Below are 19,846 nucleotides of genomic sequence, written 5' to 3' on the forward strand. Positions count from 1 at the left end.
GAAAAAATCAAAGCTTTAATAGATTAAAATTACCCGATTATGCGTAGCATACGTCTACTTATCTTATCCATTTTCCTGATTACTGTTTCCTGCCAAGAGCCTGTAGATTACAGTCAGGTCATCACAGATGGAAGCTATATTTCCAGAGCACAAGACCGGATCACAGAGGTGATCATTCATGATATTTTCTCCCCTCCGGTGGCAGCTCGGATCTACTCCTATTCATCCTTGGCAGCTTACGAAGTTGCTGCAGCCTCAGACCCTGCCTACCAGTCCCTTTTGGGGCAGTTGAAGGGTTCCGAATCAGTGAGTTTTACCATTCCAGATAAAGTCTACCCACCACTTGCCTCTTTGGCAGCCTATTACACAACAGGGACGGCATTGATCTTTTCAGAAGATATGGTCAATGCGCATCGGGATGGAATCTATGAGGAATTGAAAGAAAAAGGAATCCCGGATGATGTATTTGAAGCATCTTTGGAGTTTGGTCAAGAGGTAGCAGATGCAGTCATTGCTTATTCCAAAAAAGACAATTACCACGAAAGCCGCTCATTCCCAAAATACACGGTAACAAATCTTCCGGGTACCTGGGAACCTACACCTCCTGCATATATGGAGGGAATCGAACCCCATTGGAATAAGATCAGAACATTTGTGATCGATTCAGCTGCTCAGTTTAAGGTATCTCCTCCCCCACCTTTTTCCACAGATCCAAATTCAGAATTTTATAAACTGGCTTACGAAGTCTATGAAACAGTAAATAAAGCCAAGCAGGAAGAATTAGATATTGCGATGTTTTGGGATTGTAATCCATACAAGATGAATGTCAAAGGTCACGTGATGTTTGCCGAGAAAAAGATTACTCCCGGAGGGCATTGGATGAGTATCGCAGCTATCGCTTCTAAAACCGCAAATGCAGACTGGAAAAAGACCGCCGAAGCCTTGGCTTTGACCGGAGTATCGCTGCATGACGCTTTTGTGGCTTGCTGGGATGAGAAATATCGAAGCGTTTTAATTCGCCCAGAAACATACATCAATCAGTACATTGATGAGGAGTGGCTTCCCATTCTACAGACACCTCCATTTCCTGAGCATACCAGCGGACATAGCGTCGCCTCCACCGCTGCTGCCTATACCTTGACTCAGATATTTGGAGAGGAATTTCATTTTGTGGACAGTTCAGAGGTAAATTATGGGCTTCCTGTCAGAGAATATGATTCATTTTTGGAAGCCTCTTCCGAAGCAGCGATTTCCAGATTGTATGGCGGTATTCACTACATGCCTGCGATTGAGGAGGGAGTATGGCAAGGACGACAAGTAGGTGAGTTGATTTGGAAACGAATCAGCACCAAGCCAAAAAATTTGGCAGAAAACAATTAATTTAAGCAGCCCGAAAGGGCTGTTTTTTTTACCCAAAAAACCTTAAGACAAATGGCTAATCCGATTTGGATCATGACTTCAGCTTTCGATCAGCTGAATTTGGAACAAACTATCTCCAAAGCAAATGAAATTGGCGTGCAGGGCTTGGACCTTTGCGTCTTCCGAAGAGATGGCACACGGGATGATTTTGTCGCTACCCATTTGGATTATGAAAGTTTTGGGCCCGAAGATGCTCATCGGATTATTGAGCAATTCAACCAAGCATCTCTTCGTCTTTCGATCGGGGCCTTTGAAAATTTGATCGGTGGTGATCCCATTCAGCGTGTCAAAAATCAGAACCATTTACTCCGACTCATCCGAATGGCCCACCTCCTCGGAGGGGATGAGAATGATGTGAAAGTTGGCACTTTTGTCGGTTACAATCATGAATTGGGAAATCAAGAAGGTGGGTTTGAAAAGAATCTACTTGAATATCAAAAGATCTTTACTCCAATTATTCAATATGCAGCCGACTTAGGAGTCAGCATACTCTATGAGAACTGCCCTATGGAAGGCTGGAGAAGTTCAGGTCAGTTTAGTACTTACAACAACTTGCCTGGGGTACTAGCAGCACGTAAACTCATGTATGAATTGATTCCTGCCAAGAATCATGGGGAAATTTATGATCCCTCCCACGATATCTGGCAGCACACAGACCCCGTGGGGGTGATCAAAAATACAGATATGAGTCGCCTGAAGCGTATCCATGTCAAATCCACCCGCAACAATCCTGATCCTTTCTGGGGAAACATGTATCCCATGCATCAGATTCCTGAAGATTGGGCCAAAAAGGCCGGAATCCCATCCAGCTCCAATCCTTGGGACAGACATCATTATGAGGCTACGCTTCCAGGATTTGGTCTGGGTGATCATTTGGACTGGCGGGCTTTTGTAAATGTGTTGAAGGAAAAAGGCTTTTCGGGACCTTTTGAAATTGAAAATGAGGCGGTCCTATCCAAGCAAACCGGAAAAATGGGTGCAATCGTGCAAGGCTGTAAAGCTGCTGTCCAAAATTTAGCGCCACTTCTCTATGAATTGACTGATGAAGGCTGGGTATATCCACAAGCTGAGTATCAAGCTCTGAAAGATGTCAATCGAAAAGACATCCCATTGGTGACAATGGAGGACTTGCAAGCCTAGAGTTTATATTGGCTGTATATAAAAGTTTATACTGGTAAAATAAACTTGTTTATATTGTCAAAATAAACCTTTACCTTTGAGTAGAAGAAATAGTAGAAATATGCTACTCAAAGAAGAAATAGAACTAGCAGTCAATCGTCAAAAAAAACTTTTTGATCAACATTTGTCACTCACTCCTAGAGAGGCGAAAAACAAAATCAATAAAGGAAGTCGACAAGTAGAAGTAATCACTGGAATCAGAAGATCCGGAAAAAGCTCTCTCATGCGACAACTTATCGAGGAATATACTCCGAACTACTCCTATTTAAACTTTGAAGATCCTCGATTATTTGATTTTACAGTTGATGATTTTTCCAAATTGGATGAGATCTTGGAATCAAGTGGCTCACCTTATTTTTTTGATGAAATCCAAAATGTAAAAGGTTGGGAAGTATATGTCAGGCAATTGCATGATCATGGGCAAAAAGTCTTCATCACTGGATCTAATGCTTCGCTTCTCAGCCGGGAGCTCGGCACTCGACTTACAGGGAGGTATTTGGCATATGAAATATTCCCCTTCTCCTATTCCGAGTTTTTAGAATATCATGCTTGGGAAGACAATGCAGAAAACTTTCAAAATTATTTGGACTTAGGAGGCTTTCCTGAATATCTCAGAGACAAAAATCCTGAAATCCTTCAAAACTTACTCAAGGATATCGTTTTCCGAGATATCGCTATTCGCTATAGTATCAAAAACACCAAAACACTCTTAGATATCACCCTGTATCTGATATCCAATGTGGGAAAAGAAATAAGTTATAATGGCATCAAAAAAACCTTTGAAATAGGCTCTGCAAATACTGTATCTGATTATCTAAACTGGTTAGAAGATGCCTATCTTCTATTTTTCCTACCTCGCTTCAGCTGGTCAGCTAAAAGCATATCCAAAAATCCCAAGAAAGTATATTGTATAGATACTGGATTTGCACGGGCCAATTCATTGAGCTTTTCAAAGGATCAAGGAAGATTATTGGAAAATTTGGTCTATTTAATCTTCCGAAAAACCACCTATCAATTGTTCTATTACCGTGAGAAAAAAGAATGTGATTTTGTGGTTTTTGAAGAGAAAACCTGCAAATGGGCTGTACAAGTTTCTGAAAAAATCCATTCAGAAAACAAAAATCGAGAAATAGAAGGCCTATTTGAAGCGATGAGTTTTTTTGACCTGAAAGAAGGTTTTATACTCACCCTGGATCAAGAAGACAGCCTTTCTGTGAATGGAAAAATGATTCGGCTCCTTCCTGTTAGGGCTTTCCAAAAGATTTATCTGTCTTAAACCTGGATTATGCAGGAGAAGTCGTAACGATAACTCAAAGTGCAAGAAAATCAGTCACTTTGGAGATCGAGGCGTAGCACCGCTACGGTGAGATCAAAAGTTAAGTGGAACAACTGATTTTGAAGCAATTTGAGGTCGTAGTAGATTTTCTAATGCATATTTCAGGTTAAATTACTATTTGGTATTTGACTCGTACCCCTCATCTACTTTGAGACCTGGACCTTCCGCAGCTTCTACCGCTAGCTGATCGCATCGCTCATTTTCAATATTTCCTGCATGACCTTTCACCCAGACAAACTTGGGCTTATACTTCAGATGAAGCGGAATGTACCGAAGCCAGAGATCAGGGTTTTTTTTGTCCTTAAATCCTTTCTTCTGCCAGCCCCAAAGCCAACCTTTTTCGACAGCATCCACGACATACTTGCTATCCGAATATATTGTGACGGGAATTCCCGTAAGCTTTAACTCTTGCAAAGCTCGGATCACTGCCAAAAGCTCCATGCGATTGTTGGTGGTCAGGCGAAACCCTTCGGAAAGCTCTTTCCGGTGCTTATTAAACTTCAGAACCGCTCCATAGCCACCGGGACCAGGATTGCCTTTGGCAGCTCCATCTGTATAAATGGTAATCATGATGTAAAGAAAGGGAATTTGCCCTGTTAGACAATTTCCATGGGGAAGGCATTGCTTTTGAAAATTTTCACAGCGATGGAAAGCAAAATAATCCCAAAGATCCTTCTGAGTACATCCAGGCCTGTTTTGCCAAGTTTACGCTCCAGCCAAGAGGTACTTTTCAGGACCACATAGACCAAGATTAAATTCAGGACAATCCCGATCGCTATATTCACCTGATCAAACTCGGCCTTCAAAGTTAAGATAGTGGTCAAAGTACCAGCACCGGCTATCAAAGGGAAGGCAATAGGAACAATAGATGCCCCTGTGGAAGCTTCTGGATCCGGCTTGAAAAGCTCAATTCCCAAAATCATCTCAGCCCCCAAAGCAAAAATGATCAAAGCACCAGCGATGGCAAAGTCCTCCACCCCGATTCCAAAGAGGGATAAGATGGTTTTTCCTCCCAGAAGAAAAAGAATCATCAAAACACCCGCTGCAAGGGTAGCTTTCTCGGACTGAATGTGTCCGGCTTTTTTACGCAAATTGATGATGATCGGTATAGATCCGAGTATATCTATCACCGAAAAGAGGATCAATGAAACCGACAGTATTTGCTTGAGGTCAATCATGCCGCAAAAGTAGACATTTCTTTGCCGGAAAAGAAAGAAGGCCGGATTATGAAATTATTACTCAGAGGGAAAACCTGTGTTCATCTAATTCTAGCCTAAGAATCAGTTTTTGAAAAAGTACTCAAATCCAAAAAACGCTAGAATCACCAAGGCAGCAAGTAAAGGAATGCTCATCCGGACTAGGAATTCCTTTCCCCTTCCTTCCTTACGATAAAAATTATAGATGAATCCCTGGGTCAAAATAGCAAAGCCAAATAGTACCAATAACAAAACGTTCCATCCTAGCGCTATAGAGATAACTAGTAGCGGAAGAATTGGAAGGAATAATATTCGTTCCCATTTCTTTACTTCCGATGACCTATTTGGAATTCCCTCAAAATTCATTCAGGAAAATATTAAAGAATTAATATTTACGCAAGAAACTCATTAGCTTATTCATTTCCTCATCCGTAATAGCAGGGAAATTAGCGATCCGAAAAGAGGTGGGTTTCAATGGACCATAGCCACTTCCCAATTGCATTCCCTCTGCTTCAGCTGTTTTTTTCACTTCGCTGATAAGGCTTTCTGTTCCAGTCACACCCAAAACGGTCTTGCTTCGGGTCTCCGAATTGGAAACCAACAAACGCAAGCTTGATGTCTGGATGATGCACTGCTCGAGCTGGTGCATCCGATCACTGAGTCTACTGGAAATGTGCTGGATTTCAGGAATATCCTGTAAAACCCGCTTCAGCAAGTAGATTCCCAAGACATTGGGCGTGTAATGTGTTTGGAATGAGCGGGCATTTTCCAACATGAAATTCAGGCTGTTGTATCGACCTTTTTCACCCTTTCGCTCCGTCTGCTCCACGGCTCGGGGAGACAAGATTAATACTCCCAAACCAGCCGGCATTCCGAAGCATTTTTGAACGGAAGCGTACCAAACATCTCCCAAACTAAAATTCAAAGCTATTCCACCCATACTAGAGGTCGTATCAACCGCTATAAGCTTTTCGGGATATTTATCTCGTATTTCCTCCAAGACTTCCATCGGAACTTGCGTCGCATTGGAGGTTTCATTTTGGGTGATGGCAATCAGGTCGAACTTCTCCGCTATATTCAAATTAGCCACATCAATTGCCTGATCAGCCTCGATTTTTAGCCCTTCCGTTTCGGGATTGATATGCTGGGCAAAGTTGATCCACTTCTTCCCAAAAGATCCCGAGTAAATATGGTAGCTAGCCGACTCTACAATGGACTGAGTGATGATTTCCCAGTTTTCGGTTGCTGAGGATGTAAATAGCAGCTGATAATCCTCAGGCATTTGTAGCTTTTCACAGTAGAGCTGATGAACTTCCCGATAGAGATTCATAAAAGCTGCACTCCGGTGATTGGCACTTAGGATACCCGCGTCATAAGCATCCTGTAAATATTGAGGCATGGAATCGTAAACCTTGGAAGGTCCTGCTGAGAAAGTTAGCATAAGTAAGAGAATTTATAGAAAATAGCGAATGCCCAGTTCGTAGCCCTTCAGGCCGAGTCCAGAAATCATTCCGACACAGGCCTGAGAGATGATACTTTTATGACGAAACTCCTCGCGCTTGTAAATATTGGAGATGTGAACTTCCAGCACGGGAGTAGTCACCCCGGCAATGGCATCGGAGATGGCTACCGAGGTATGGGTGTAGCCACCTGCATTCAGCAAAATGGCATCAAAATCAAAGCCCACTTCATGAATTTTATTGATCAACTCCCCCTCCACATTGCTCTGAAAGTAGTGTAGATCGATATGAGGAAATTGCCTTTTCAGCTCCTCGAAATATTCTCCGAATGATGTGCTGCCGTAAACTTCAGGCTCGCGCTTTCCCAGGAGGTTGAGATTGGGTCCGTTGATGATCTGTATTTTCAAAACTGGAAGGACTTTTGGTCTGAGAGATCAAAGTTAAAAACTAGGCAGATAAATAAATCATTTTCGAAAGATTTGAAGGCTTTATTTTCAGCTTTTTAGAAAAGAAAAATCTAACCAATCAAATCCGTACCTTTGCAGCATGGAAGAGATCCAAAAAAGGGACATACGAAAACTGAGCTTGGAAGAGCTGGAGGAGTTTTTCCTATCTGTGGGAGATAAGAAGTTTCGGGCCAAACAGGTCTACGAATGGCTTTGGAACAAGTCGCTGAAAAACTTCGACGAAATGACCAATATTTCCCTCGCTACTCGTGAGATGCTCAAAAAGCATTTTGAAATCAATCACATCTTGGTCGATCTCATGCAGCACTCCCAGGATGGCACGATCAAAAATGCCGTCAAACTCTACGATAATAAAATCGTCGAGTCTGTTTTGATCCCTACTTCCAAGCGGATTACTGCCTGTGTTTCTTCCCAAGTCGGCTGTAGCCTGGATTGCAACTTCTGCGCTACCGCCCGACTCAAGCGAATGCGAAATCTGAATCCCGATGAAATCTATGATCAGGTCGTAGCTATCAAAGATGAAGCAGAAACCTACTTTCAGCGTCCATTGACCAATATTGTATTTATGGGAATGGGAGAGCCTTTGCTGAACTACAACAATGTACTTTCCGCCATCGAAAAAATAACCTCTCCAGAGGGACTCGGAATGGCACCGCGAAGAATTACCCTTTCTACCGTAGGCATTCCCAAAATGATCCGAAAATTGGCAGATGATGAAGTCCGATTCAACTTAGCGATCTCTCTACACTCCGCCATCAATGAAACCCGCTCCCGACTGATGCCGATCAATGATTCCAGCCCTTTGGAAGATCTAGCGGAAGCCTTAAAATATTGGTACCAAAAAACTAAGCGAAAAGTCACCTACGAATATGTCATCTGGGAAGGCATCAATGATGATGAGCGGCATGCGAGGGCTTTGGCCAAGTTTTGTAAGATCATCCCATCCAAAGTCAATATCATCCAGTACAATCCCATCGATGAGGGTGAATTCCGACAGGCAAAGCAGGAAGCCGTGGATCTCTATGTCCGCATCTTAGAGCAAAATGGTACCGTAGCAAAAGTACGCAAATCCAGAGGTCAGGACATCGATGCTGCTTGCGGACAACTAGCCAACAAAAATGAAGTAGCAGACCTAATCCAATAATTAAGATTTTTTCACTTTTAAATTTGTTGATTATTTAGTTTTATTACGATCTCTTAAGATTAAACCAAAAGGTTTTCTTTTCGTCAAAATACAGATAGTACTAAACCAACTCTTTTTATGCGAAAAATAATTATTGGGGCCATTATTCTTTTTTCTTTTGGTCTCTCAGGCTTTGCGCAAGAAGGACTACCAAGTCAAATCCAATCCTTTTTTGACACTTACCAAAAAGAAAGTCCACCTGAAAAGGCTCACTTGCATTTCGACAAACACACCTACACACTTGGAGAGGATGTTTGGTTCAGTGCCTATTTGGTAGCTGGAAGTTCGCAGATTCTATCCCCTCTCAGTGCCACGCTTTATGTAGACCTTTTTGACGGTGACGGCTTATTACTGGAGCAACGCATCGTCCAATTGGAGAATGGACGCGGAAAAGGGGATTTTTCTTTGCCTCGATTTGGAAAGGCAGGAACCTATCAAGTCAAAGCCTACACGGCTTGGATGCGGAATTTCGGAGAAGAGTTTTTCTTCAACACAAGCCTTCAGGTCATTGATGGAGATGCGGGGAGCTTTCTTCCAAACCTTGAAATCAAGCAAATCACCACCGCAGGAGGAAAAGTAAGCTATCAATCTGAGTTGACAGCAATCAACGATAAGGGGAACCCCCTTTCTTCAGAATCAGTCGAACTTTTGATTTTCGGGTCCGGAGAGCAGCTGTACAAGCAAGACTTACTTCTCAATGCAGACGGACAGGCTTCTTTCTCTTTTTCTATTCCTGAAGAACCCTATGAAAGCCTCCATGCTGAATTGATTTTCATGGAAAATGAAAACTATCCAGTAAGCAAAAAACTAGGATTGCCATACAGCTTAAGTTTAGCAGACATTCAATTCCTCCCAGAAGGTGGTAATTGGCTGATTGGGAAAAAGTCAACCATGGCATTTCGGGCTGTGGCACCTAATGGCGAACCCTATCAACTCCAAGGAGAAATTTTAGGGGAGGAAGTAGCTTTTGAAAGCAATTTTGCCGGTTTGGGGAAATTTGAATTGACCCCTACTAAAAAGAAGTATCAGGCTGTATTGACAGATCCCAAAACCCAAGAGAGTAGAACTATTCCCCTTCCGGAGCCACTTGAAAATGGCATGGTACTTCAGGTAGTAAATAATCCTGAAGCAAGCTACGTGACGGCATTTGTGCAAGGCAATATCCCGGCAGAGGGACTGCTTTTGGTGAGTCAGACTCGTGGGATTGTGAATTACATGATTCAAGGTGGCCTCAACAATGGCGTTTGGGGTGTACGAATTCCGAAAGAAAATCTGATCGCAGGTATCAATCAGATCAGTATTTTGGATGCTACTGGAAAACCACTTTTAGAGCGACTTATATTTATCCATCCCGAAGACTACCTTGATCTTAGCCTAAGTATGAAGGGATCAATGCAACCTCGGGAAAAACTCAGCTTAGAGCTTCAAAATTCATTAAATGGACAGGTTCAACCCGGTACCTTTTCGATAGCTGTTCTGGATGCTGATCAGGTAGAAGACGAGCGTGATATTTATGGTACGATTGCATCTCAAATCCTTTTGAGTTCGGATCTCCCTGGCAAAATTTATTTACCAGGTTATTATTTCAAGGACAATTCACCAGAAACCTTAGCCGCGATGGATTTGGTCATGTTGACCCATGGCTGGAGACGATTTACTTGGGAGGAGGTTTTGGAACAGGAAATCCCAAAAGTTGACTATTTCATCGAGCGGGGAATCAATATCGAAGGTCAAATCACCGATCAAGAAGATACCCGAAAAGGTCTGGCTGGAGGAAAAATCACGGCACTAGTCGGCGAAGGAATCGAAATCGTCACCTCTGAGTATGGACCCAACGGTCGGTTTATTTTTAGGGATTTGGTTTATCAGGACTCTGCCAAGGTGACCATCACCGCCGAAGACAACAGATTAAAAACCTTTATTGATGTCGAGGTGATTCGTCCAGAGCCGGTTTTCTCAAAAATCACAGGAGAATATGTCAAGGAAATCCAATGGCCTGAGGGATTGGCTGAGAGTTTTCAGGCTCGAAATATGATGAAACAAATGAACGAAGACCCAGATTTAGTGGATTTGGAAGAGGTTACAGTAGAAGGACAAACCATCGAGCGGGAAGAAGAGGAAGTTCGCAAGATCTATGGAAGTGGTGATGTGACTATCACTCCTGACAAGATCCCTTCATCGGTCGGCTTCACCAATGTTTTTCAACTGATTCAAGGTCGGGTCTCCGGCGTACAGGTTTTCGTCAGCGGTTTGGACGTAGCTGTTACTATCCGAGGTGTGGGTTCGGTGAACTCAGGCACCACACCGCTATTCCTTTTGGATAATATCCCTGTGGATGCAGCAACTCTACTTCAGATTAGCCCACGGGATGTGGCAAGTGTGGATGTCTTCAAGGATCCGGCGAGAGCGGCCATTTTTGGTGCTCAAGGAGCCAACGGAGTAATTGCTGTATATACCAAACAGGGAGCTGGATTCACCCCAAGTGTGGGTGGAACCCTAGTCACGACCTACGGTGGCTACTCTATTGCCCGGGAGTTTTATCAGCCTGATTACTCTGAAAAATCCATGGAAACGGCTCTCACTGATCAACGGGCCACCATTTACTGGAATCCGCTGGTGAATGTGGGCGAGTCCGGCAAAATCTCCATGGAGTACTACAATACCGATCAGGCAAAACGACAACTGATCATCGTGGAAGGAATGGATGAAAGCGGTCGAATAGGACTGTTCTCAAAAATTTTCGAATAAGAATATTGTTTTCTTCACCAAAGCCCTCTAATTTCTCAGCATAAACGACTGACTATGAAGAAGGCTTTGGTGATTTGTTTTTTGGGTCTACTAATGGCACTGCCCTCCTACTCCCAAACACAGGAGCAAGGAGATGCTCGGGTTCACGCTTTTGGAACCTATGGCCTTCGATGGCAAGAGTTTGGAATAGGTGGGGGTGTAGAGTATTTTTTCTTGGAGCACTTTGCCTTAATGCCCAGCTTTACCTATCATTTTCCCAACATAGGAAATCGAACAAACTTCAGTTTTGATCTTCGTTACTATGTTTCTGAAGGGCCATCCCAACTCTACTTCATGGCAGGATATAGCCAGGATTGGGAAAATACGCAACCAGGAGATCCCGGAGTGAGAAGGACATTCAATGGAGCCAACATGGGTGTGGGCGCCTACATTGCTCTTGTAGATTGGGTAGGGTTAAGTACCGAATTCAAATTCCAAAGTCAAAACAGAAGGGAATTGGGATTTCGGGTTGGATTGGCTTTTCCGCTCTGATTACTTTTTGCTGAACTCAAATAATTTGCGCTTCTCATCCTTTGACAGGGCATCATAGCCTTTGTCAGCAATCTTGTCTAGAATTCGGTCGATTTCTTCCTGCGTAGCCTCCGAGCCACCTTTTACAGGCGTAGTCTTACTACTGCTTGCAGACTTATTAAATGAACTGAAGCTACCACTTTTGTTTTGCGTTTTGCGGAAACTGACTTTTACTCGAGGGCGGTTGGACCCAAAAAGGTTTTCAAAGAAAATTCCAACCTTCTGAATCGGCACTCCCCAGTCATTTCCTTTTCGGAGCTGGGTTACATATAAAAATCCCATCAAGGCCCCACCGAGATGTGCCAGTTCTCCACCGGCATTTGCTCCTGCGCTATTGGCAAAAGACAACACCACGTAGAAAATCGCGATGTACTTGATCTTCACCGGTCCGAGTAGAATGAGAAAAAACGTCGTATTTGGTGACAAAGTAGCAGCACCAACGACAATAGCGAAAACTCCCGCACTTGCACCTAGCATCATGGAGGAATCAACAGAATTGCTGAAATAGGGAGCCAAATTATAGATCAACAAATAGAAAAGACCACCTGCCAAACCACCCAAAATGTAGAGGTTTGCGAGTTTTCTACTACCTAGGTACTGATGAATCAGCAAACCGAACCAGTAGAGAAATAGCATATTGAACAGGATGTGAAAAATCCCCTCATGCAAAAACATATAGGTAAAAATACTCCAAGGCTGAATGGCCAATTTGGGTAAAGAGGCCGGCATCATAAACCAGGAAATCAGCGAGCCATAAGTATCCCCGATTCCACCGATGGTCATCACTACGCGCAATACCATAAATACTGCCCAAACGATGAGATTGATGGCGATCAGCTTGTAAAGGCTATTGTCTCCATGCTTAAAGGCGTTCTTTAGATTTTCCCAAAAATTTCCGTACATATCAATAAAAACTATTTCGGTCTTTTTTCCACTTATACACCAATGCTCCACCAATAATCAAACCACTCAGGTGGGCAAAATGCGCCACGTTGTCGAGGGGATTATTTACCAATACGTTGTAAATCGTATAAAGCCCATAAAATAGAACCAGATACTTAGCCTTTACCGGCATCGGCGGAAAGAGCAAGAATAGCTGCGTATTGGGGAACAACATGGCGAAGGCAATCAAAATTCCAAACAAGGCTCCAGAAGCTCCTACCATCGGAATATTCGACTGAATATCGATGATGGCGTTTAGGGTCTGCTTCGCCTGATTGATTTTCGCCGGGTCTCCAGGGTTTCGGCTGTATTCATCTACAAAATCAAAGACAGATCGCTGAAAAAATCCTCGATTATCCAGCACAATTCGATTGAAAACTTCAGGATCCGGATTATTGACAAAGGTCTCAACTTTACTCTCCAGTTGGTTGACTCTATAGATATTGTAGCCCGAGTAAAGAACTCCCGATCCAACCCCACAAATCATCCAAAGCGTGAGGAGTTTTTTGGGGCCAAGAAACTGCTCCAAGAGCGGCCCAAAAATCAAAAGCCCAAACATATTGCTGAACAAATGCCAAAAATCGGCATGCATAAACATGTAAGTCAAAAACTGAAAGGGCTTGAAATACTGACTACCGATGTAATAAAGGGCAAACCATTCATTCAACTGAGGCAAAACAAATCCGCTCACCAAAAAAAGAACGATGTTGATTAAAAGTAAATTCTGTACGACTGGCGTGATATTTCTAAACATAAGATTCTATTTCCCAAAGAAGGAGTGGATGCTGCTTAAATCCAATTTTACAAAGGTTTTGTTCCCGGAAAGCCCATAATTCGCATTTTGACAGGCAAATAGCTGCCCAACGAGGGTCTCCATCTCTTGATCGTTGAGCTTTTGACCTCTCTTCAAAGAAGACTTTCTGGCTAATGAACGGGCCAAATTTTCCCGCGTATCCAATGACAATTCGTTTTTGAAGTTTTTGAATTGCTCGATCAAGCCTTCAAAAAGCTCTTTTTCATTTCTGACCTGAATATCTGCAGGAACTCCCTGCACTACTACAGCCTGATTCCCAAAAACAGAAATCATGAAACCCAGACTATGCAACTCAGGAAGTAAGCCCGACACCAATTCAAAGTCACTCGGGCTCAGCTCGATCACTGGAGGAAATAAGCTTTGCTGAGAAGGTCCTTGGGCCAATTTGAGCTGCTTCAGGTAGCGCTCGTACAAAATCCGCTCATGCGCTGCCTGCTGATCCACGATCAAAAGACCCGTTGACATCTGGGCTACGATGTAATTTAGCTCGACTTGAAAGGTCGTCCCGGTATTCTCAAGCATTTCTTTTGAATTGAGAATGTTCGGTTCGCTCTCTGGATTGGCCCGGGATGAGAAAGTCAAGACTTCCATATCATCCTCATTGGACTTTTGTGAGGTGACTGCTGGCCCTCCCTTAAAATCTACCTCAAATAATTTTTCCCAACCTGAAGCACTGGACTTTTTAAATTCCGGTGTATTGAAGGTCTTATAGCTGTACTCTTGATCTACTTTGATTTTATTTTCAGGATCCTTATCCCACTTATCGTTGAAGTTGACATCCAATGAAAAGTCCAAAGACGGCACGACGTGATGGGCTCCCAAAGCTTGTCTTACCGCTGCCCGAACCACGGCATAGACCGTCCGCTCATCGTCAAACTTGATCTCGGTCTTGGTGGGGTGGACATTGATATCGATATGCGAGGGATCTATCTCCAAGAAAAGCACGTAAAATGGATGCTGATCAGTCTGAATCATCCCTTCAAAGGCGGTGCTTACCGCATGATGCAGATAGGAGCTTTTGATATAGCGATTGTTGACAAAAAAGAACTGCTCACCACGGGTTTTCTTCGCGGATTCAGGTTTGCCGATATATCCTTTGACGTTCACATGAGGAGTCAGTTCTTCGCAGGGAACTAACTGAGACTGGTAATTTTTTCCAAAAAGCCCCACGATACGCTGACTGAGTTTGCCGGCATGCAAGCGAAACAATTCCATATCATTTTGCATCAGCGTAAATGCAATCTCAGGATAGGACAAAGCCACTCGCTGAAATTCCTCCACGATATGTCGCATCTCGACAGGATTCGATTTGAGGAAATTTCGTCGGGCGGGGACATTGAAAAAGAGATTTTTCATTGCCACGGAAGTGCCTGGTGTGGTAGCTATCGGCTCTTGTTTTTTGACTTCTGAGCCCTCTATTTGGATTAAAGTCCCTAGTTCCTCCCTTTCCTGACGCGTTTTGAGTTCTACCTGTGCTACAGCGGCAATGGAGGCCAAAGCTTCTCCTCTAAATCCGAATGTCCGAATGGAAAACAGGTCCTGACTATTGCGAATCTTGGAAGTGGCATGTCGCTCAAAGGACATTCTGGCATCGGTAGGACTCATCCCCCGTCCGTCATCCACGACCTGAATCAATTGCTTTCCTGCTTCTTTGACAATCACCTGAACCTTTGTCGCCCCGGCATCGATCGCATTTTCCAATAGCTCCTTTAGGGCAGACGCAGGCCGCTGCACCACTTCGCCGGCAGCAATTTGGTTGGCGATGGCATCAGGCAAAAGCTGAATCAAATCACTCATCGTTTGGATTTATTTTTCAGCTTAGAGAAGAAATATCCAACTGCAATGATCAAAACGATGTAAAGCAAGTATTCAAAAATCACAGGACCGAAATAAATATATCCTGCCAAGCCTCCGACGAGAATTAAAAAAATCAAGGTTCGAAGCATAGCCGTAGAGGCTAATACAGAATTTCCTCTGGGGCGAATCCCCTGATGATGTGCAAAAGCTCCTCTGATTCCTGTCTCATAATGTCTCAAGCGGTCAGCCTCATCCAAATCTCCCAGCTTTCCCTCTGCCTCCAATTCTTTTTTGATACGGGAGGTTCGCTGCTCCAATTCCTCCTTGACTGGATCATAGTATCTAGGCTTAATATCAAATCGGTTCGGACTGGCTGTACGAAAGATGGAAGGAAACTTCATGCGTTAAGTTTTTGACTCAGGGAGCAGGTTTGAAAGGCAGATCAGATTACGAACCTGCCAACTATCAAATTTATATTATTTAAACCCAAATCCATGCTCAAATGTTGACTGGACTTTAGTATCTTCAATTTAATTAAGTCCAATTGGATTTAATTTAGCCCTGTTTGAAGCAATTTTCAGAATTCTTCGTTTTTAAAACTACAGGGTGATGACACAAATTTATCTCAAAAATTAAGGATAAAAAATCAAGCTCGAATGCATAAACTGCTGTCGAAAATAGTTCTAATCTGTTTATTCACATTTTTTTGGACCAGCCAGTCGAACAGCTGGAGTTCTGCCAATTCGACGGATCCACTCGACGTGGAAAATATGGATATGGCCAATTGGGTAGACTCCGTATTCAATGCACTAAGCCCAGATCAGCGACTCGGTCAGCTTTTTATGGTAGCAGCCTATTCCAATCAAGGACAAGATCATGTCAATCAGATAGCCAACTTGGTCGAGCAGGAAAACCTAGGAGGTTTGATCTTTTTCCAAGGTGGCCCAAAAAGACAGGCACGCTTGACAAATTACTATCAGGCTAAGGCAAAAACACCGCTGTTGATTGCCATGGACGCGGAATGGGGTATTGGCATGCGGCTCGACTCCATTCCTGATTTTCCCAAAGCCATGACCTTGGGGGCAATCCCTGATACTCAACTGATCTATGAAATGGGAGAAGAAATTGCCCGGCAGTTTAAGGAACTGGGCATGCACATCAATTTTGCTCCGGTCGTCGATGTAAACTCCAACCCGGATAATCCCGTGATCGGATATCGCTCATTTGGTGAAAATCCACAAGCTGTTGCCAAGCGCTCAGTCGCATATATGAAAGGAATGCAGGACCACGGGATCATTGCCAATGCCAAGCATTTCCCGGGGCATGGTGACACGGAGGCTGATAGCCACTATGCGCTTCCTTTGATTCGTCATCCTGAGAATCGGATTTGGGAAGTGGATCTCTATCCCTATCAGGAGCTTTTCAAGGAAAACCTGAAATCCGTCATGGTAGCCCATCTGAATATCCCCAGCTTGGGAGAAATTGGAAATCGCCCGACCAGTTTGAGCAAAAAAGTAGTAACTGAACTCCTGCAAGAACGGATGAAATTCAAAGGACTGATCTTCACCGATGCCCTGAATATGCAGGGAGTCACCAAATCCTACAGCCCTGGAGAAGTCGATGTAGAAGCCTTAATCGCCGGAAATGACGTATTGCTTTATTCGCAAAATGTCCCCAAAGCAAAGGAGCTGATCAAGAAAGCGGTAGCTGAAGGAAAAATCGAACAATCAGAAATAGATCGCAGAATCAAAAAAATTCTTAAGTCAAAATATGAGGTAGGTTTAAACCAATATCGACCAATTGACACTTACCGTCTTGTTGAGCGAATCGTCACTCCCACCACTCATGAGATCCTCGAAAAGCTCTATGCCAGCGCTATCACCGTGGCATCCAACAAAGCTGATCTGATTCCTTTCAGGCAATTGGACACCAAGCGTTTTGCCAGCTTGACCATTGGGGGTGCTGGAAAAGAATTCCAGAAGGGACTTGACAAATACGCCAAATTTGAACACTTCAATATCGGCAAAGCCAGTAGTGAATCCGAGCATTACAATCTGCTGAAGAAACTGGAGGATTTTGACGTCATCGTCGTGGGAGTGATGGGAATTTCCAATAGCCCCCGTCGGGCTTTTGGGATAGCCCCGGGGGATGTGGCTTTGCTCAGAAAGCTTCAGCAGAGACAAAAAACCGTCAATGTGCTGTTTGGAAATGCTTACTCCAGTAAGTTTTTCGAAGGGATCGACCACTTGGTGATGGCTTACGAAAATGTGGACTGGACCCAAAGCATCGTTCCACAGATTCTCTTTGGTGGCAGACCTGCTCAAGGCATCCTACCTGTCAGTACTGGAGGACAGTTTACTTACGGCGTAGGAGGTTTCCTGAGTGGACTAAATAGGCTTTCCTATGGAACTCCCGAAAGCGTAGGACTAAACAGCAAAACCTTGGATAAGATCGATTCCGTCGTCGATCGAGCGATCAAAATCCAAGCTACTCCCGGAGCAAACGTATTGGTAGTAAAAGATGGGAAAGTGGTTTTTGAGCGATCCTATGGGCAATTGGAATACCGAAACAGTCCGAAGGTAAATTCCGAGACCGTTTATGACTTGGCCTCCATCACCAAAGTGCTTGCGACTACCCAAGCGGTCATGTTTTTGAATAGTCGTGGAGAATTGGATATGAACAAAACTTTGTCGGACTATCTTCCTGAGCTTCGTGGCACCAACAAGGCAAACTTGGTACTCAAGGATGTGATGGCTCATGAGGCGGGTCTCAAAGCATTTATCCCACACTATGCCAAGACCGTGGAAAGTGGTCGATGGAAGTCGGAGTTTTACCAAGAAAGCTCCAGTCCAGGCTTCAGCCGTCCGATCTCCAATCGCATGTATGCCAAAGAATCTCTTCGGGATAGCATTTGGAAGTGGACGGTAGAGTCCGAACTACTACCCAAGCGGGCTGGGAGAAATCGCTATGTCTATTCCGACCTGACCATGTACTTTATGCAGGCGGTCGTGGAGCGAATCGTCAATCAGCCCTTGGATGAATTTTTAGACCAAAATTTTTATGAGCCTTTGGGACTTCATACGCTTACCTTTAAGCCGCATGAAAAAATGCCATTGGATAATATTGCCCCGACGGAAAATGATGTGGTCTTTCGGAAAAGGCAAGTACAAGGCTATGTGCATGACCCCGGGGCTGCTATGTACGGAGGAGTGGCTGGACATGCCGGGCTTTTTGGCAAGGCCAATGACCTAGCCGTGATGATGCAGCTCATGCTGAACAAAGGCTATTATGGAGATGTCAGCTTGATGAAACCCGGTACCGTCAGCGCCTTTACTGCCCGTCAATCCACGCAAAGTAGGCGAGGCTGGGGCTGGGACAAGCCCGAGCCTGAGGAAGGCGAAGGGGGTTCGGCCGGAAAGCTCGCTCCCAAATCTACTTTTGGACATACGGGATTCACCGGTACTTGTGCCTGGGCAGATCCAGAGAATCAACTGATTTACATTTTTCTATCCAACCGGGTCTATCCCGATGCCGAAAACAAGAAATTGCTGAGAGAAGGAATCCGAACGGATATCCATGATATCATCTATCAGGCCATGGCTAAGGGGAAGGGATAAGAAGAGCCCAGCCTCTCAGGACCTTACTTCTTTCTAACAAGGAGCGAGTCCGATTCAAGCGCCTGGATCAAATCACGCTTGACAATTTCATACCCACCATTGCTTTTGAGCTCAATATCATATTTCATAAATGGCTCCGAAATAGCAAAAGAATCCAATAAACTTGGGTTCACGATCCCAAGAATATCCTGAAGATTCATATTGGTAATCTGCAACTCATTCCCCTCTGGGCTATAGGAGCCCTCATTAGATTCTAAAAAAGGAACCCTCTTCCATTCAAGCTTGTAGCCATCACCTTCAACTTTGTTTAAATCTTCAGAAACTAATTGAAGCCCCAAAAGATAGATAATAGCGACTAGGAGGTTCCAAGCCCCATGAAATAACATAGCCCACCATATGGATTTATTGATAACTATCCAACTAAGTATGAGGCCTAAAGAAAAGGACTGTGATAAAAAGGGGAGCCAAGATCTAGTTAAGCTTGCTTCTGAGGGCAAATGATGAAGGCTGAAATAAAGAGCCGAAACAATCAGAAGCAAATCCAAAATCCAATCTTGGCTATAGCTTTTATAAATAAAAAAAAGACTATAGACCATCACCATAAGAAAAAAAAATGAGTGTATTCCAACCAGTTATAATCAAACCTAGGGGTGTGAGCAAAAGGAAGAGCGATTGAAGCACCTTATTATTTGTCAAAAAACCCCTAAACCGGATCTCTTCCAAAATTGGTGCAACTAAAACAGGAAGAGTAAAAATGACTAAATAAAAATTTGTGAAACTGCCGGGCTGTCTTCGATCTAGCGGTGGCATTACATTAAATGTAATCAGATAAAGTATTGTCAGTGAGAGAAGAATACTTCCACTGACAATTAACCATTTTTTCTTCATTTTAGGAGGTCCGTTAACTAAGCGCTTTCCATTCACTAAGATAAAAATAGTTAATTCCTATTATATAAAACAAATCAAAATGAGACCTGAGTTTTCACTTTAAATACGACCTCCCGCTTTCAGGCTAAATATCTAAGCATTTGACATGTTTGATAAACCTTAGGGGTTTTAGAAACCCCGAAGGTTTTTGTCAATTTTTCCTTGTGCTGGTTCTGGAGAAGAAGAACAGC

General features: G+C 43.6%; 16 protein-coding genes. 7 read left to right on the forward strand and 9 right to left on the reverse strand.

Features of this window, described 5'->3' with window-relative positions; genetic code table 11:
- Positions 1-39 precede the first annotated feature (39 nt).
- The 3 genes from OU792_RS07955 to OU792_RS07965 all read left to right on the forward strand — a co-directional run bounded on the left by OU792_RS07955 (position 40) and on the right by OU792_RS07965 (position 3,874).
- The gene (locus OU792_RS07955) at positions 40-1,380 is read left to right on the forward strand and encodes a vanadium-dependent haloperoxidase (RefSeq protein ID WP_274669908.1); all 1,341 of its coding nucleotides are present in this window, start codon (positions 40-42) and stop codon (positions 1,378-1,380) included.
- Positions 1,381-1,431: 51 nt separating this feature from the next.
- Positions 1,432-2,559, forward strand: coding sequence for a sugar phosphate isomerase/epimerase family protein (locus OU792_RS07960; RefSeq protein ID WP_274669909.1), 1,128 nt, complete (start codon positions 1,432-1,434; stop codon positions 2,557-2,559).
- A 76-nt stretch (positions 2,560-2,635) separates the two neighbouring features.
- Positions 2,636-3,874 carry an ATP-binding protein gene (locus OU792_RS07965; protein WP_274669910.1) on the forward strand — a complete coding sequence of 413 codons (1,239 nt, stop codon included), beginning with the start codon at positions 2,636-2,638 and terminating at the stop codon, positions 3,872-3,874.
- Positions 3,875-4,048: 174 nt separating this feature from the next.
- On the opposite strand, the gene rnhA is transcribed toward OU792_RS07965, so the two are convergent.
- The 4 genes from rnhA to aroQ all read right to left on the reverse strand — a co-directional run bounded on the left by rnhA (position 4,049) and on the right by aroQ (position 6,997).
- Complete coding sequence (rnhA, locus tag OU792_RS07970; protein ID WP_134201518.1) at positions 4,049-4,504, reverse strand: ribonuclease HI; 456 nt, start codon at positions 4,502-4,504, stop codon at positions 4,049-4,051.
- Between the two features lie 26 nt (positions 4,505-4,530).
- Complete coding sequence (locus tag OU792_RS07975; protein ID WP_026945180.1) at positions 4,531-5,112, reverse strand: MarC family protein; 582 nt, start codon at positions 5,110-5,112, stop codon at positions 4,531-4,533.
- 403 nt (positions 5,113-5,515) lie between these two features.
- A complete protein-coding gene (locus OU792_RS07980; protein WP_134201517.1) occupies positions 5,516-6,571 on the reverse strand; it encodes an aminotransferase class V-fold PLP-dependent enzyme in 1,056 nt (351 codons plus the stop codon).
- 12 nt (positions 6,572-6,583) lie between these two features.
- Positions 6,584-6,997, reverse strand: coding sequence for a type II 3-dehydroquinate dehydratase (aroQ, locus tag OU792_RS07985; protein WP_026945177.1), 414 nt, complete (start codon positions 6,995-6,997; stop codon positions 6,584-6,586).
- 139 nt (positions 6,998-7,136) lie between these two features.
- On the opposite strand from aroQ, the gene rlmN reads away from it, so the two are divergent.
- The 3 genes from rlmN to OU792_RS08000 all read left to right on the forward strand — a co-directional run bounded on the left by rlmN (position 7,137) and on the right by OU792_RS08000 (position 11,519).
- Positions 7,137-8,201: a 23S rRNA (adenine(2503)-C(2))-methyltransferase RlmN gene (gene rlmN, locus OU792_RS07990; RefSeq protein WP_274669911.1), complete on the forward strand. Its 1,065-nt coding sequence runs from the start codon at positions 7,137-7,139 to the stop codon at positions 8,199-8,201.
- A 117-nt stretch (positions 8,202-8,318) separates the two neighbouring features.
- Entirely contained in the window at positions 8,319-10,988 is a 2,670-nt protein-coding gene (locus tag OU792_RS07995) for a TonB-dependent receptor plug domain-containing protein (protein WP_274669912.1), read from the forward strand.
- A 54-nt stretch (positions 10,989-11,042) separates the two neighbouring features.
- Positions 11,043-11,519, forward strand: a complete 477-nt coding sequence (locus OU792_RS08000) for an outer membrane beta-barrel protein (protein WP_274669913.1) — start codon at positions 11,043-11,045, stop codon at positions 11,517-11,519.
- Here OU792_RS08000 and OU792_RS08005 read toward each other — a convergent pair whose 3' ends face one another.
- Genes OU792_RS08005 through OU792_RS08020 form a run of 4 tightly spaced genes read right to left on the reverse strand, consistent with a single transcriptional unit; the run spans position 11,520 to position 15,512 of the window.
- The gene (locus tag OU792_RS08005) at positions 11,520-12,461 is read right to left on the reverse strand and encodes a rhomboid family protein (protein WP_026945173.1); all 942 of its coding nucleotides are present in this window, start codon (positions 12,459-12,461) and stop codon (positions 11,520-11,522) included.
- Between the two features lies 1 nt (position 12,462).
- The gene (locus tag OU792_RS08010; RefSeq protein WP_026945172.1) at positions 12,463-13,254 is read right to left on the reverse strand and encodes a rhomboid family intramembrane serine protease; all 792 of its coding nucleotides are present in this window, start codon (positions 13,252-13,254) and stop codon (positions 12,463-12,465) included.
- Between the two features lie 6 nt (positions 13,255-13,260).
- Positions 13,261-15,111, reverse strand: coding sequence for a DNA mismatch repair endonuclease MutL (mutL, locus tag OU792_RS08015; RefSeq protein WP_274669914.1), 1,851 nt, complete (start codon positions 15,109-15,111; stop codon positions 13,261-13,263).
- Positions 15,108-15,512: a hypothetical protein gene (locus OU792_RS08020; RefSeq protein ID WP_134201513.1), complete on the reverse strand. Its 405-nt coding sequence runs from the start codon at positions 15,510-15,512 to the stop codon at positions 15,108-15,110. The genes mutL and OU792_RS08020 overlap by 4 nt, the downstream gene beginning before the upstream one ends.
- Before the next feature lie 255 nt (positions 15,513-15,767).
- Here OU792_RS08020 and OU792_RS08025 point away from each other — a divergent pair, with 255 nt between their 5' ends.
- Entirely contained in the window at positions 15,768-18,728 is a 2,961-nt protein-coding gene (locus OU792_RS08025; protein WP_274669915.1) for a glycoside hydrolase family 3 N-terminal domain-containing protein, read from the forward strand.
- Between the two features lie 23 nt (positions 18,729-18,751).
- Here the strand turns inward: OU792_RS08025 and OU792_RS08030 are convergent, their stop codons facing one another.
- The gene (locus OU792_RS08030) at positions 18,752-19,330 is read right to left on the reverse strand and encodes a CPBP family glutamic-type intramembrane protease (RefSeq protein WP_134201511.1); all 579 of its coding nucleotides are present in this window, start codon (positions 19,328-19,330) and stop codon (positions 18,752-18,754) included.
- Positions 19,331-19,846: the final 516 nt, after the last annotated feature.

The sequence above is a fragment of the Algoriphagus sp. NF genome (assembly GCF_028823735.1).
GTDB lineage: Bacteria > Bacteroidota > Bacteroidia > Cytophagales > Cyclobacteriaceae > Algoriphagus > Algoriphagus marincola.